Here is a 13,656-nt window from a genome sequence, read left to right as displayed (position 1 = left end):
AAAAGGCAGAAGCAGAAGCCCAAGTAAGGGCAGAAGCAGAAGCCCAGGCGAAGGCAGAAGCAGAAGCCCAAGCAACTGCAGCTACAGCTTCAAGTGGAGGATCAGAGTTCTTTGCCAATTGTACTGAACTAAGAAAGAAATATCCAAATGGCGTAGCTTCTGATCATCCAGCCTATCAACTTAAATTGGATAGAGATAAGGATGGCTTTGCTTGTGAAAGATAGTGTATCACTGAATGGCGGTGCCTGTCACGCCCCGAATTTTGTCGAAGATTGATAGATTTTTAGGATAGTGTGCTGTAAAGAAACAGGGGTGCACTATCCGAGGTACCACCCAGAGTTTTTCCTTTGGGTGGTATTGGTGTTTAACCTATCTGCACAAAATATAACTACCTCCCATTTCTCGACATGCTTTTTAGCGGTTTGAAGGTGTAAATATAGCAATAGTGCCCGCTTAAGCTATTTTCAATTAAACGTTTATTTAACTGACAAAATTATTAGCTGCCAAATCCGGTGAATCCCCAAATAGAGGGTTTCGCGACCAATTTAATCAAACGTTTGATTTGTTTTTCTGAAGGGGATTTTATCGAGGAATGTCATTCCTTGAGGGCAGATGGTAATCATGCTGGATTCGATTCAGAAGATAAACCAACTTTCGCTAATTTTTTTTCAACATAATGGGGGAAAGCGTTGATCTCAATGGCTTTCGCATCAATTTAAATAAACATTTGATTAAGTGACAAAATTTTTGTCCGCGTAACTCAAATAATCCCTATGTGTCGCGGTTTCTAGCAAATTTAAATAAACGTTTGTATGGTTCCACCCATTGCAAAAATTGGTGAAAGAACCCAAACTTGATTGTTATCCATCTTTGCTAGCTAACAATTGTAAGAAAAGGGTTCACTCCTTTTGCTACGGGTTTCACGGTCAATTTAATCGAACGATTAATTTGTTTTTCTTGATTCTGGTGCCTGTCGCCGCCCAAATTTTGTCGAATGTCGAAAATTGATAGATTTTTAGGATAATATGCTTAATGGTATAATTAGGTAATAATGCCCGTTAGCTCTCATTAACCAGGATAAACTTCGGGGTCAGACCCCCCACCCACGACAACCTTTTTAGCGGTTTAAAGGTTTAAATATAGCAAAAGTTCCCAAAGATAGGCACTTTTGCCCTTTTAAAGTATTTTCATAAAACGTTATAATATTCTGTGAATAGTGTTATTCGCATGTTACTGATTCGATCAGGCAGGGCGACACATGTGAGAAGGACAGGCCTTTTCATCGTGTTCCCCTGCCTTTTTGTTGTTAATGAAAACTAAAATTTTTTGAGGAGGAATACCATGAAAAAACTGAAAAGCAAATTAGGGTTAGCACTTGCATTATGCGGGACGATCACGCTATCTTCCGCATTTGCTGCGCCTGATTTAAAAACAGCGGAACAAACGGATCCGAATCCGGTTATTGCCCCAATTAAAACGGATGAACCAACTTCTTATCGAATTAATCAACTAGAAGATATCGCCATGTACTATTACTGGCATGGCGGGGACCTCAAACAGGCGGAAGAAGAAATTTTTAAAGGCATTACCCTAAAAGGCAAATATGATGTAGTCGAGGCAGCTTATAATGAGGCAGTCAAACTGGACCCTCATGATTTGGATCTCAAAATCTCACTTGCATCAACGCAAATCATCCAAAAAAAAATCCCGGAAGCATTAAAGACCTACCAGCAGATTTTGAATTTGGACCCTGACAATTATAATGCACATCTGCTATACGGGGTTTATTCAAAGGTAAATGGGGAAGAAAAGGTTTATCAAACAGCAATCTCCAATTTAAAACGATTGGATGCCCACAAAACCAATGAATATCTTGAAAAGTTCTCAGCTACCGAAACGATTATTAAAACTACATTAAACACGGAAGTTCCAGAAAAGTTACCGCAGAATAACCACGCCATCGTGATTCTTGGGTATGCACTTGCAGATGATGGGACAATGAGAGAGCCCTTAATTGAACGCTTAAAAGCCGGTCAAGCCGTAGCAACCAAATATCCAAATTCAAAAATCATTGTTACCGGCGGCGTGCCAAAGCAAGACAATACAGAGGCGAAATTAATGAAGGAATGGCTCGTTTCCAAAGGAATAGCCGCGGATCGGATTTTAACAGAGGATAAATCAACAGACACAGTTGAAAATGCCCTTTTCGCCACAGCAATCCTTGAAAAAGAGGGCTTGAAGGATGTCACTCTGGTGACAAGCGCAAGCCACATGAGAAGAGCACTTACAATTTTTACTGAAGCAAGCAATTTTTACGATAAAATGAATGCAAAAAGTAGCAACCGGGCATTCACGAATGTGGTTTACTTGGACTACCCATCCATTAAAGAAGCGCACAACGTAACAAAAGACGAAATGCTAGTCATTTACCGCGACCTAATGAGAGCATTTGGAGTTTGGCAATATCCAGGTAAGCAGCGCTAAGCTTCTGCGCCATAAATTTCGGGGTCAGACCCTCACCCAAGTGGGACTGACCCCTTTTTTAATTAGTCTACTGCATTGGAATTGCCGAAGGTCCATCCATCATCTAATTTCGTTCCATTTTCTTGCTTATATAAGTGAAGTCGGTGATCCGTACTGAAATAAGCAATAGCCACACGCTTCACCCGATTGCTGCTGTCCCAGGAAAGTAATAGTTTAATAGACACCTTTTCTTGACCTAATTCGATTGGATTTAACTTAGTGAAGCCGTTTTTAATCGGTTCCAAGACTCCGCTCTCAGGGGTTAAGAAGGAGTATTCCCAATAGTAACCGTTTGAATCCACCGAATAAAGGTTTCCTAAGGTCTTCGCTACTTCATCTTTTGTTTGTCCAACAGAAACCATTTTCTTCAACAATTCCGCATTGTCTTTGATTAATTCATTACCAGGATATTGTATGCTGTTATTTTGATAAAAATGTGATAGCGCAATAACATTATGAGCCCATCTGCCATCTGGTAAAAGATAATAAGACTCGGAGCCATCTTTCATCCATCCGCTGGCCATTGCACCAGAAGATTTAAAATAGTACCAGCCATAGGTGTGATCAAATTCTGTGAATCTCCACCCTGTGGCCATTTGACCCGAACGCTCCATATAATACCACTTACTGTGATCCTTCACCCAGCCGGAGGCCATATCTCCCTTTTTGCCAAAATAGTACCACTTCCCATTGTCTAATAACCATCCTGTTTTCATGACTCCGCCTTTATCAAAGAAATACCATTTAGAATTAATCTTTTTCCATCCGGTAGAGTAGTCACCTAGATTGTTTACATAGTACCAATAGCCATTTTTTTGAAGCCAATGGTAACTAGTAATCTTCGAACTGCTGCTGACGGTCGTATTCGCAAATGAAACAGTTGGTGACGCCATTAATAATAAACCTGCTGTTAACGTAAATGCTTTTGCAATTTTTTTCATGTTACACCCCATTATCTAATTTTATGAATCTAATAAAACAAGTATTATGTACTATACTTCTACCATTATATAACAAAGTGGAGTTAAGTTGGGTAATTTCACCATAAATTAATCTCTGGTCACCTCCCGAATAATGAATATTGCCATAAATTCCGGTGCCTAGTCACGCCCGAATGACAAGGTGCGCCTACTCTATTTAATCCTCAATTTAAAATATTTCCTTTGGCTTTACTCCCACTGAACCTTTATTAAAATACCATCGATGGGGTACAGAGGTATGTTAATCAAACGTTTATTTAGTTTTAATGGAAGGGAATTTTGTTTAGATTTGTCAGATAGGTGTGCTAACGGTTAAAGCTGAAATGAACCAGTTATAAAAACGGAAATAGCCATCGAAAGGGTCATTACTCAAATGGCGAAACATAAGACGGTCCATTTCACGCCTCTAAGCTGCATAATACCTAAACGGAAATAAGCGGCAATAGAATTTACCAGGACGTGCCTATTCTTTACCAATAAAAAACTCCTCTCATTACTATTATGCAATGTGGAGGGAATCTGGGTGGCGAGATTTTCCGTTTATGAATAAAAAAAATCTCATTAATTAAAAAGTTAATATTTCGATTGATGATTAATGTTATAATTGATATATCATTTAATTGAGGATGGTAAAAATGAGTAGTTTATATGAGCAAATCTATTCTTTTATACTTGATGGAATAAAAGAAGGACAAATGAAAAAAGGGGATAAAATACCTACTGAGAAAGAATTGGCTGACCAATTTAATGTGAGTAGAATTACCTCTAAAAAAGCACTGGATATGCTAGCAGAGCAAAATATTATTGAACGCTTTAAGGGAAAAGGATCATTTGTATCAAGCGAGTTACCATCTGTCTTAGAAAAAAAAGATCTTGATTCAACTAGTGAACAGGAGGAATTAATTGGGCTCATTATTCCTGATTTTACTGATACTTATGGGCTTGAATTATTTAGAGCAATAGAGAAGCGGAGCTCAGAAAATAATTATAATCTTGTTATAAAACGCACCTATGGGGATGAAGATCTAGAAAAAAAGGCGATAAATTCTCTCGTGAAAATAGGCGTTAAAGGGATGATCATCTATCCTGTACAAGGTGTTCATTATAATAGTGAATTAATTCGACTAGTTTTGGAAAAGTATCCATTAGTTTTAGTGGATCGCTATTTAAAAGGAATACCTGCAAGTTCAGTTTCTATTAATAATAAAGAAGCAACAAAAGAAGTAACCAAACATTTAATAGAAAGTGGTCAAAAACATATTGCCTTTATGTCTCCACGTTCAGAAGGAACTTCCTCATTGGAGGAACGTCTGATGGGATTTTACGCTGCATTTTCAGAAAAAGGAATACCATTAAATCCAGATTACCTTGTAACCGAAATTCAAAGCACACGTCCAGTAAGTATTTACCGTGAATGCGATAAGGATCTTGAAGAAACAGATCGTCAGACAATCGAGCACTTTATATCAAATAATCCAAAGGTTTCAACGATATTATGTAGTGAATTCGAAATAGCTGTTCTCCTTGTTAAGATCTTAAAGGAACTTGGTAAGAAGGTTCCTGAAGATTTTTCCGTTATATGTTTTGATTCTCCTCCATCTTACATGGACGCGCCTATATTTACACATATTAAACAAAATCAAGAAATGATGGGATTTAAAGCAGTGGATCTATTAGTTGAACAATTGCAGGGAAATAGAATTCCTTATGATTGTAAAGTTGATTATTGTCTAGTAGAAGGAAAATCAACAAAGTGAAAAACAATTACGAAGTTATGAGTCTTTATTCATAGCTTCTTTTTTTTGGGGAAATTCTGTTCCTTTTCAATAAACTGAATATTATATTATCTTGTTGACATATCATACTTTATTTAGTTAATATATTGGTATTAAGGTAATGTTTGTTATATTTGTTATGACAATATGTTTTAGCTGATTTTTCAACTATATTACAAACAACTTAATAAATGCGGGGTTATCCATAACTAATTTGGTTGTGATTAATAAATCAAAACGAAAAGGAGGAAGAAGTGAAGCCGTACTATTATCATTACTTATATTCATTTAGGGGGGAATCGATTTGTTCCATAATTTTGGAAAATTAAGAAAATTATCTTTAGTTTTTTGCATCATGACCGCCGTTATTTTAAGTGCTTGTTCAAATAAAGAAACTTCTGGAAATGCTGATAACGCGAAAAAGGATGGTGTAACAACCCTTACTTTTTGGCATGAAAACACTGGAGTTGGTGAAGAAGCAATCAATGATGTTGTGGATGCTTTTAATAAGAAGCATAAGGATATTAGAGTGAAAGCAGTGTATACAGCTGCAAATGAATCTCAAAATGAAAAATTACTTGCAGCCGTAGCTGGGGGAAATCCACCGGATATATCTTGGTTCGACCGCTTTAAGATAGGGTCATGGGCATCTGAAGGATCACTAACCGATCTTACTAAGTATGCTGACAGGGACGGGGTAACAAAGGACAACTATTACCCATTTGCCTGGGATGAAGCAACTTATAAAGATAAACTCTACGGCATTCCTGTTGATACAGATGCAAGACTATTATTCTATAACAAAGATGCATTCAAAGATGCAGGGTTAGATCCTGAAAATCCACCGAAAACGATTAGCGAATTAGAAAAGGCTGCCGAGAAATTAACGATAAAAGATGGAAATCGTTTTAAAAGAATTGGTTTTATTCCATGGTATAACCAAGGATGGCTTTACTCATGGGGATGGGGCTTCGGAGGCGATTTTTATAATAAGGATAAAAACATAGTGACTCTGAATGATCCGAAAATAGTAGAGTCTCTAAAATGGATTGCGGATTACGCAAAAAAATATAACGTAGAAGATATTACAGGTTTTACTGATTCAAAAGGTTCAGGAGAAATGGATCCATTCATTACCGGCCAACTAGCTATGCATATTGGAGGTAACTGGAGTATTTCTGGCTACTTAAAGTATAAGCCTGACCTAAACTATGGAGTGACTCCAATACCCACACCAACAGGAACCGATTTTACCTCCTGGTCTGGGGGTATGGCCGTTGTCGTCCCTAAAGGAGCTAAACACCCTGATGAAGCATGGGAGTTTGTTAAGTTTTTTGGAAGTGAAGAAGGGCAGGAACTCTATAATGGAAAGTATAAAACGTTATCTGTTATAGATTCTGTAAATGAAAAGCTTGGCTATAAAAAAGACCCGTTATTTAGTCAATTTATAAATATTTTGCCGGAATCCCACAATCGTCCCGTGATTCCTGAAGGAGAGTTATTGTGGAATGAATTATCTAATGCTGTTGATAATGCAATCCATGGAAACGGTAAACCGGGAGATCTATTGAAAGCTGCAAACGATAAGGTGAACAAGAGTCTTAAGTAATAATGAAAACTCGGGTAACTGGCAAGACCGATAGGGCGAAGAAAGTGGCGTAATTGCACTGATTAGACAAGGTAAGGGAGAGAGTAACTCTTTCTCCCTTTATTTATGAAGGGAGGGGCTATATTGAAAGCATTGGAGAAATTAAATCTAAAGCAGCAGCAAGTCTTGATTGTGAAAAGTAAAAAGTCAAACATTAACTCCGGTGCAACAGGCTGGCTTTTTGCTTCTCCATGGATTATAGGATTAGTTTTATTTTACCTTTTGCCATTAGTAGTTTCGATTTATTATAGTTTTACTTCGTATAGCATATTGCGGCCGGGTGAATTCATTGGTTTACAGAACTACAAGGAATTACTGGTAGATCCCTTATTTTTGAAATCCATTTATAATACCGTTTACTTTGCGGTTTTTTATGTTCCTTTAAGTATTATCTGTGGTGTTGCTTTAGCAATGATGTTAAATATGAAGATAAAAGGTATGACAATCTACCGAACTATTTTCTTTTTGCCAACATTAGTTCCACATGTAGCGATAGCGGTACTGTGGATGTGGTTATTAAATCCTGGATTCGGACTTGTTAATGGTTTCTTGGATATGATTGGAATTAAAGGGCCTGCATGGCTTGGTAGTGAAACTTGGTCTAAACCTTCCCTTATTTTTATGTCCTTATGGGGAATTGGTCAATCAGTTGTGATCTATCTTGCTGGACTAGGAGATATTTCAAGTGAATATTATGAGGCGGCAGAAGTAGATGGAGCCAATTGGTTTCAGAAAACATTCCATATTACTTTACCACTCTTAACTCCGGTCATTTTCTTTAATCTTGTAATGGGCATTATTGGGGCCTTTCAACAGTTCACGCTACCCTATACATTAACCCAGGGCCAAGGGAAACCAGCGAATTCATTAACGTTTTATGTCATGTATCTTTACGATAATGGATTTAAATATTTTAGGATGGGTTATGCGTCTGCGATGGCTTGGGTCCTATTTGTAGTCATCATGGTTTTGACATTACTTATTTTCTGGTCATCTAAACGTTGGGTGCATTATCAAGGAAAGTAGAGGGGGGAATATTCATGAATCCTACACACGTCAAAAAAATAAAAATTTCTTTTGCGCATATCTGTTTGCTTATTGCCTCTGCCTTTTTTTTAATCCCATTTATCTGGATGGTTTCTACTTCATTAAAGCCGATTGAACAAGTATTTACATTTCCTCCTGAATGGATTCCAAAGCCTTTCCGATGGGATAATTATAGTAAAGCGATTGAATATATTCCCTTTTGGACCTATCTTTCAAATACTGCCATTATTACAATCCTTAGCACTTTAGGTGTGGTTCTAACATGCCCGTTGGTGGCTTACAGTTTTGCTAAATTAAAATGGCGAGGGAGAAATGTTTTATTTGCATTAACCCTTGCTGTTATGATGATCCCTGGACAGGTCACGATGATTCCTTTGTTTTTATTGTTTAATAAATTAGGATGGGTTGGAACACCTTACCCGCTCATTATTCCACAGTTTTTCGGAGTGCCATTCTATATATTTTTGTTACGACAATTTTTCCTAGGACTTCCAGATTCGTTAAGAGAAGCAGCAAAAATGGACGGAGCCAGTGAATTAAGGGTTTATTGGCAGATTATGCTTCCATTAGCAAAACCGGCCGTTATGGCAGTCGGTTTGTTTCAATTGATGGCAAGCTGGACTGACTTTCTAGGGCCTTTACTTTATTTAACAAATCAAGAATCTTACACGCTATCTTTAGCCCTGCAACAATTCCAAAATAAGCAAGGATCGGAATGGAGCTTGATGATGGCTGTTTCAACATTGTTGACATTACCGATCATCATTCTGTTTTTCTTTTTACAGAAAACGTTCATTAAAGGGATTACGTTTAGTGGCATCAAGGGATGATTCTAATAAAAAGCCAAGTTGCTTTAAATATCAGAAGTAATCGGAAGTTGAGTGTTAAAATGAAAGGATCAACTAGTGCTTTATGAGAGATTGATTTGAAGGTCAACATTGTTTTTAGTACTAGTAGTTAATGAAGGGTGAAGGAGGCAGTACTTTGTTCTGGACAGAGAAAAAACTTGCAGCAAGATTAACTGAACTGAAGGGTTACCGATATCGAGAGAAACTGGAGATATCCTCCTTGCAATTTCTGATAGATTCAGAAGGGAGAGTGGGGGAGACGCCTCCAAATGAGGGCAATTGGTCCACATTGAAAATGGGGGGAAATTGGTCTGGCCGCGACCTTTATGCCTGGCTTTCTACTGAAATAACGATTCCGCAAGCTTGGGCAGAAAAAACAGTTGTAGGAGTTTTCGACTTTGGTATAACGGATGGGGGGCACAACTCCGGATTTGAATCTTTGTTATACGTTAATGGTTTTCCTTACCAAGGAGTGGATGCTAACCACCAGGAAGTTTTCTTCTCCAACGAATTAGCGGGGACTTGTGTTCAATTAGTGTTCCGTCTGTGGTCCGGTCTGGAAGGCGGAGGTGTCCCGGTTGAACAAGTCCATACATTTAAGAAAGCTGAAATTTCGTGGCTTGATGAAGCAACCGATGACTTATATTTTACGGGGATGGCAGCTCTTCAAACCGTTGAAATGCTGGACGAAAACCGACCAGAACGTGAAGATATTCTGGCCGCGGTTAATCGCGCATTTAATCAGGTTGATTGGACAAATTCGGGTTCAGTCGAATTCTATCATTCTATTCAAGTTGCCCGTGATGTCCTTAAGTCAGGATTGGACAAATTAGAAAAACACCATCCCGTTACGATCCATGCTGTTGGCCATACCCACATTGATGTGGCTTGGTTATGGCAATTAAAGCATACACGAGAAAAAGTAGCCCGCTCCTTCTCCACGGTGCTCAGATTAATGGAGAAATATCCGGAATACTATTTCCAGCAGGCGCAGCCACAACTTTATGATTATATTAAACATGATTATCCGGTAATTTACGACCAAATTCGTAAAAGAGTAGAAGAAGGCCGCTGGGAGCCGGACGGGGGGATGTGGCTTGAACCAGATTGTAACCTTCCTTCTGGAGAATCGTTTGTTCGTCAGCTCTTACATGGAACTCGATTTTTACGGGATGAATTTGGCGTTGAATGCAAGTATCTATGGCTCCCAGATGTATTCGGTTATAGCTGGGCATTGCCACAAATCCTTCAGAAATCTGGTATTAAAACATTTGTAACGACAAAGATCAGCTGGAATCAATATAATCGGATGCCGCATGATGTTTTTAAATGGCGCGGAATTGATGGGACGGAAATTTTAACTTACTTTATTACGACTCCATATCCAGGACGTAGAGGGTGGGGAGCGGATTACAATGCCCAAATTACAGCAGAAACGGCCTTGGGAGCGTGGGAAGTTTTTAAGGATAAGGGGATTACGAAGGATTTATTGGTTACGTATGGTCATGGAGACGGTGGTGGCGGTGTTACGCGTGAAATGCTAGAAATGCGACGCAGGCTGGACGAAATGCCAGGGGTGCCAAGAATCAAGACAGGCAAAGCTGGGGATTATTTTGAAAAGCTTCATCATGATGTTGATCACACGGATCAATTTGTCCATACATGGGACGGCGAACTATATCTTGAATTCCATCGAGGCACCTATACAAGTCAGGCCTATAATAAAAAAACAAATCGTAAACTAGAACTTTTTTATCGCGAGATTGAACTATTGAGTGTTCTTGGAAGTATTTACACCCATGATTGGTCTAGTTACCCTGCAGAGAAATTGTCTGATGGATGGAAAATTATTCTTCGAAATCAATTTCATGATATTATCCCTGGGTCCTCAATAAATGAAGTATATAAAGATAGCAGGGAAGAGTATGGAAAAGCGGAAGAAATTGCTTTAGCTTCTCGGGACGATGCCGCTCAACGAATAATCTCAGGAAAGTCAGAAAAGGCATTCACTGTAGTAAATGATGCCTCATGGCAACGGAACTCACTTCTATTCCTACCAGTTCAAAGTGGAATGGAAGAAGGTGGCTGGTTCAATCATCAAGGAGAGATTTTACAAGCGGAAAAATCAGAAGAAACATGGATCATCAACGTTTCTGCCCCTGAGCTGGGACATACAACCATTCGTTTTGATCCGGATGCTCACTATAACAAACACGAATCAGTCTTCCACATCACCGATCATAAAGCGGAAACTCCTTTTTATGAAATTGAGTGGAATGAAAAGGGGCAGCTCTCAAGGATTTATGATAGGAAAGCAAGAAGAGACGTACTGAAAGAGAACCAACGGGGGAATGTCTTGCAAATTTTTGAAGATAAGCCTTTAAGGTGGGATGCATGGGATCTTGATATTTTCTACCAGGAGAAAATGAAAGAAATATCTCAGATGAAGAACCTGGAAATTATCGAGGTTAATTCTCTCCGTGCTGTTATTCGTTTTACTTGGACCTATAATCATTCAATCATTAATCAAAATATGATTGTTTATGCCCATAGCCCGCGTATCGATTTCGAAACGGAAGTGGATTGGCAAGAGAAGCATCAACTACTTAAGGTTGCTTTTCCTTTAGAAATTCGTTCAACAGAAGCAACCTATGATATTCAATTTGGAAATGTTAAGCGACCAACACATTGGAATACCAGCTGGGACTATGCCAAATTTGAAACCGTTGGACATCAATGGGCCGACCTCTCAGAGCAAGGGTATGGTGTCAGTTTATTAAATGATTCCAAGTATGGCTACGACATTAAAAATTCGACGATTCGGCTGTCGTTACTTAGAAGTTCCACCTACCCAGATCATTCTCAGGATCAAGGAGAACATGCTTTCACCTATAGTCTTTTACCACATCAAGGAAGCTGGGTGGACGGTTTAACTGTACAGGAAGCTTGGGATTTAAACCAGCCACTATCCTATCTTGAAGGGAAGTCGAACCAGGAATACATGTCGTTGTTCAAGATGTCAGCTGATCATGTATTGATCGATGCTGTGAAAAAAGCAGAAGATAGCAATCTAACTGTGGTTCGATTACATGAGTTTACAGGACGAAGAGGAACTGTTGAAATAACGAGCGATCTCCTTAATAACAGTTGGCAGGAATGCGATTTGTTAGAACGACCGCTTGGGGAAGTAAAGAATACTAACAATCTGCAATTTGAAATAAAACCATACGAAATAAAGACGTTTCTTGTGGGGTTCCGGGGGTAGGTGCCGACTTCCGGGGGATTCCGGTCGGACTTACGGTGCCTGTGTCACCGCCCGATTAATCTTGTTTCACAGCATTGTTCCACGGAATAACTCTTTAGGGCTGCCAAAAAGAATTAAGCCAGAAATAACCCAGGGAAATTCCCTATGTTATTTCTGGTCTTTTTTGTTTATAGATTCTAACTTTACTCCCCATAAGTTGCACAACCGCCGAATTCCGGTCAACCAGTGTACCACACGGATTTTGTCGAAAGCTTCGGCATTATTCGGGGGCACTTAACCAAATAAAACCATATTCTTTTCTTGAAGAGCCAACATTTATGCTGGTTCTTCTACGTCGTTGAGTGATTCATTAGTGTTGGATATTTTTCTGTTTAGTATATTAATGTAAAAGCAAAAGGTAGCCTAAAATTCTATCAATTGTCAGGCTCCAGCATCCCAAGCAGTTCCCTGCATGATTCTTTATAGACACCATATTTTGTTAATATGTGGGGATTATTTCCTTGTTTGTCGAAATAAACTAAAGATCCACTATTTAAGAATGAAAGCGGGAATATTTATGCTGAAAAAATAGACTATAGCCTTATCATAAAGCAGCGTAAAACCCCTAACTTCAGATATGGGGATATAAGCTGTTTTTTTATGTTTTGAAGAGGGTAAATTCATTGTATTCAATCAATCTATTTGATATAATAGGAACGTAGGTTCCCTTTTGAGGAGGTGAAAAGAATGTATAGCGCCTATAAAATACAAATCCATTCAAATCATGAACTATTCGAATATTGTGATTCTCTCTGCTTCAAAGCGAAAAATTTGTATAACATTACAAATTACTACGTTCGACAGGTGTATACAGCTCTAAATGCAGAAAAGAAAAATGAAAATCAACTGCAAGTACTGATGGATATTGAAACACATCTACCTATAATGAATGAAATTCGACAGAAACACTATGAAAAGGAAATGGAAAAGCCTAAGAAGGTAGATAAAAAGGGCAAAGAAATTGAACCGAAGCTAAAACTCTTTAAAATGCCCGACCAAGAAAAAGCGTTCATTGGGTATACCTTTGTTGAGGCATTATTTAAAGTCATGAAGCAGATTGATTACACTTCCATGCCCTCTCAGTCTAATCAACAAACGATGAAAAAAGTATTTGATGATTGGAAGAGTTTTTTCGAAGCGTCAAAAAAATACAAAATCAACCCAAGTTCCTTTTCAGGTAAACCTAAGATTCCAAAATTCAAATTAAAAACAGGCAGAACAACGTGTTATTTAACGAATCAAATCACAGAAATTAAGGAAGGAAATGTTCTCAAGTTACCTGGAACCAGACTTCAACTGAAATTAGGAAAGGTAGCCCTTTCGGAAGGGAAGCTGCAACAGGTCCGGATTGTACCTTCTTATGGTCGATATGTCCTGGAAATCGTTTTCAAAGCTGAACAGCAAGAAAAGGCTATTGTAAGAACAGCAGAACAAATCAATCAATTCATTTTCGAGCCAAAAAAAGTTATGGGTATTGATTTAGGAGTAGATAACCTAGCAACTATTGTCGATAACTTAGGGCTTAAACCTT

Annotated in this window: 10 protein-coding genes; 8 read left to right on the top strand and 2 right to left on the bottom strand. The window is 38.5% G+C overall.

Features of this window, described 5'->3' with window-relative positions; all coding sequences use genetic code 11:
* Positions 1–224 (top strand): excalibur calcium-binding domain-containing protein (locus BANVL01_RS25700; RefSeq protein ID WP_169803224.1); only part of this gene is annotated, 224 nt, incomplete at its 5' end.
* 59 nt (positions 225–283) lie between these two features.
* Here the strand turns inward: BANVL01_RS25700 and BANVL01_RS28830 are convergent.
* Positions 284–337, bottom strand: coding sequence for a sortase B protein-sorting domain-containing protein (locus BANVL01_RS28830; RefSeq protein ID WP_369689622.1), 54 nt, complete (start codon positions 335–337; stop codon positions 284–286).
* A 1,004-nt stretch (positions 338–1,341) separates the two neighbouring features.
* Here BANVL01_RS28830 and BANVL01_RS25695 point away from each other — a divergent pair.
* Complete coding sequence (locus tag BANVL01_RS25695) at positions 1,342–2,484, top strand: ElyC/SanA/YdcF family protein (RefSeq protein ID WP_066093496.1); 1,143 nt, start codon at positions 1,342–1,344, stop codon at positions 2,482–2,484.
* A gap of 62 nt (positions 2,485–2,546) precedes the next feature.
* Here BANVL01_RS25695 and BANVL01_RS25690 read toward each other — a convergent pair whose 3' ends face one another.
* On the bottom strand, positions 2,547–3,464 hold the full coding sequence (locus BANVL01_RS25690) for an N-acetylmuramoyl-L-alanine amidase family protein (RefSeq protein ID WP_066093493.1): 918 nt from the start codon (positions 3,462–3,464) through the stop codon (positions 2,547–2,549).
* Between the two features lie 674 nt (positions 3,465–4,138).
* Here BANVL01_RS25690 and BANVL01_RS25685 point away from each other — a divergent pair.
* The 6 genes from BANVL01_RS25685 to BANVL01_RS25660 all read left to right on the top strand — a co-directional run.
* Positions 4,139–5,260 carry a GntR family transcriptional regulator gene (locus tag BANVL01_RS25685; RefSeq protein WP_066148174.1) on the top strand — a complete coding sequence of 374 codons (1,122 nt, stop codon included), beginning with the start codon at positions 4,139–4,141 and terminating at the stop codon, positions 5,258–5,260.
* 322 nt (positions 5,261–5,582) lie between these two features.
* On the top strand, positions 5,583–6,887 hold the full coding sequence (locus BANVL01_RS25680) for an ABC transporter substrate-binding protein (RefSeq protein ID WP_235845767.1): 1,305 nt from the start codon (positions 5,583–5,585) through the stop codon (positions 6,885–6,887).
* 123 nt (positions 6,888–7,010) lie between these two features.
* On the top strand, positions 7,011–7,952 hold the full coding sequence (locus tag BANVL01_RS25675; protein ID WP_235845765.1) for a carbohydrate ABC transporter permease: 942 nt from the start codon (positions 7,011–7,013) through the stop codon (positions 7,950–7,952).
* Positions 7,953–7,966: 14 nt separating this feature from the next.
* Positions 7,967–8,803 carry a carbohydrate ABC transporter permease gene (locus BANVL01_RS25670; protein WP_066093487.1) on the top strand — a complete coding sequence of 279 codons (837 nt, stop codon included), beginning with the start codon at positions 7,967–7,969 and terminating at the stop codon, positions 8,801–8,803.
* A gap of 154 nt (positions 8,804–8,957) precedes the next feature.
* Positions 8,958–12,086 carry an alpha-mannosidase gene (locus tag BANVL01_RS25665; protein ID WP_066093483.1) on the top strand — a complete coding sequence of 1,043 codons (3,129 nt, stop codon included), beginning with the start codon at positions 8,958–8,960 and terminating at the stop codon, positions 12,084–12,086.
* A 726-nt stretch (positions 12,087–12,812) separates the two neighbouring features.
* The coding region (locus BANVL01_RS25660) for a transposase (RefSeq protein WP_169803223.1) at positions 12,813–13,656 on the top strand (844 nt) is incomplete at its 3' end.

Source organism: Neobacillus novalis NBRC 102450 (genome assembly GCF_001591805.1).
In the GTDB taxonomy this organism is placed as follows: Bacteria; Bacillota; Bacilli; order Bacillales; family Cytobacillaceae; genus Neobacillus; species Neobacillus novalis.
Note: the sequence above shows the minus strand (reverse complement) of the source record. Positions and strands in the feature narration are given on the sequence as shown.

Bases quoted from the DNA above. Each gene is read 5' to 3' on its own strand.
- BANVL01_RS25695 (WP_066093496.1), top strand. From the start codon at position 1,342: ATGAAAAAACTGAAAAGCAAATTAGGGTTAGCACTTGCATTATGCGGG.
- BANVL01_RS25690 (WP_066093493.1), bottom strand. From the start codon at position 3,464: ATGAAAAAAATTGCAAAAGCATTTACGTTAACAGCAGGTTTATTATTA.
- BANVL01_RS25685 (WP_066148174.1), top strand. From the start codon at position 4,139: ATGAGTAGTTTATATGAGCAAATCTATTCTTTTATACTTGATGGAATA.
- BANVL01_RS25670 (WP_066093487.1), top strand. From the start codon at position 7,967: ATGAATCCTACACACGTCAAAAAAATAAAAATTTCTTTTGCGCATATC.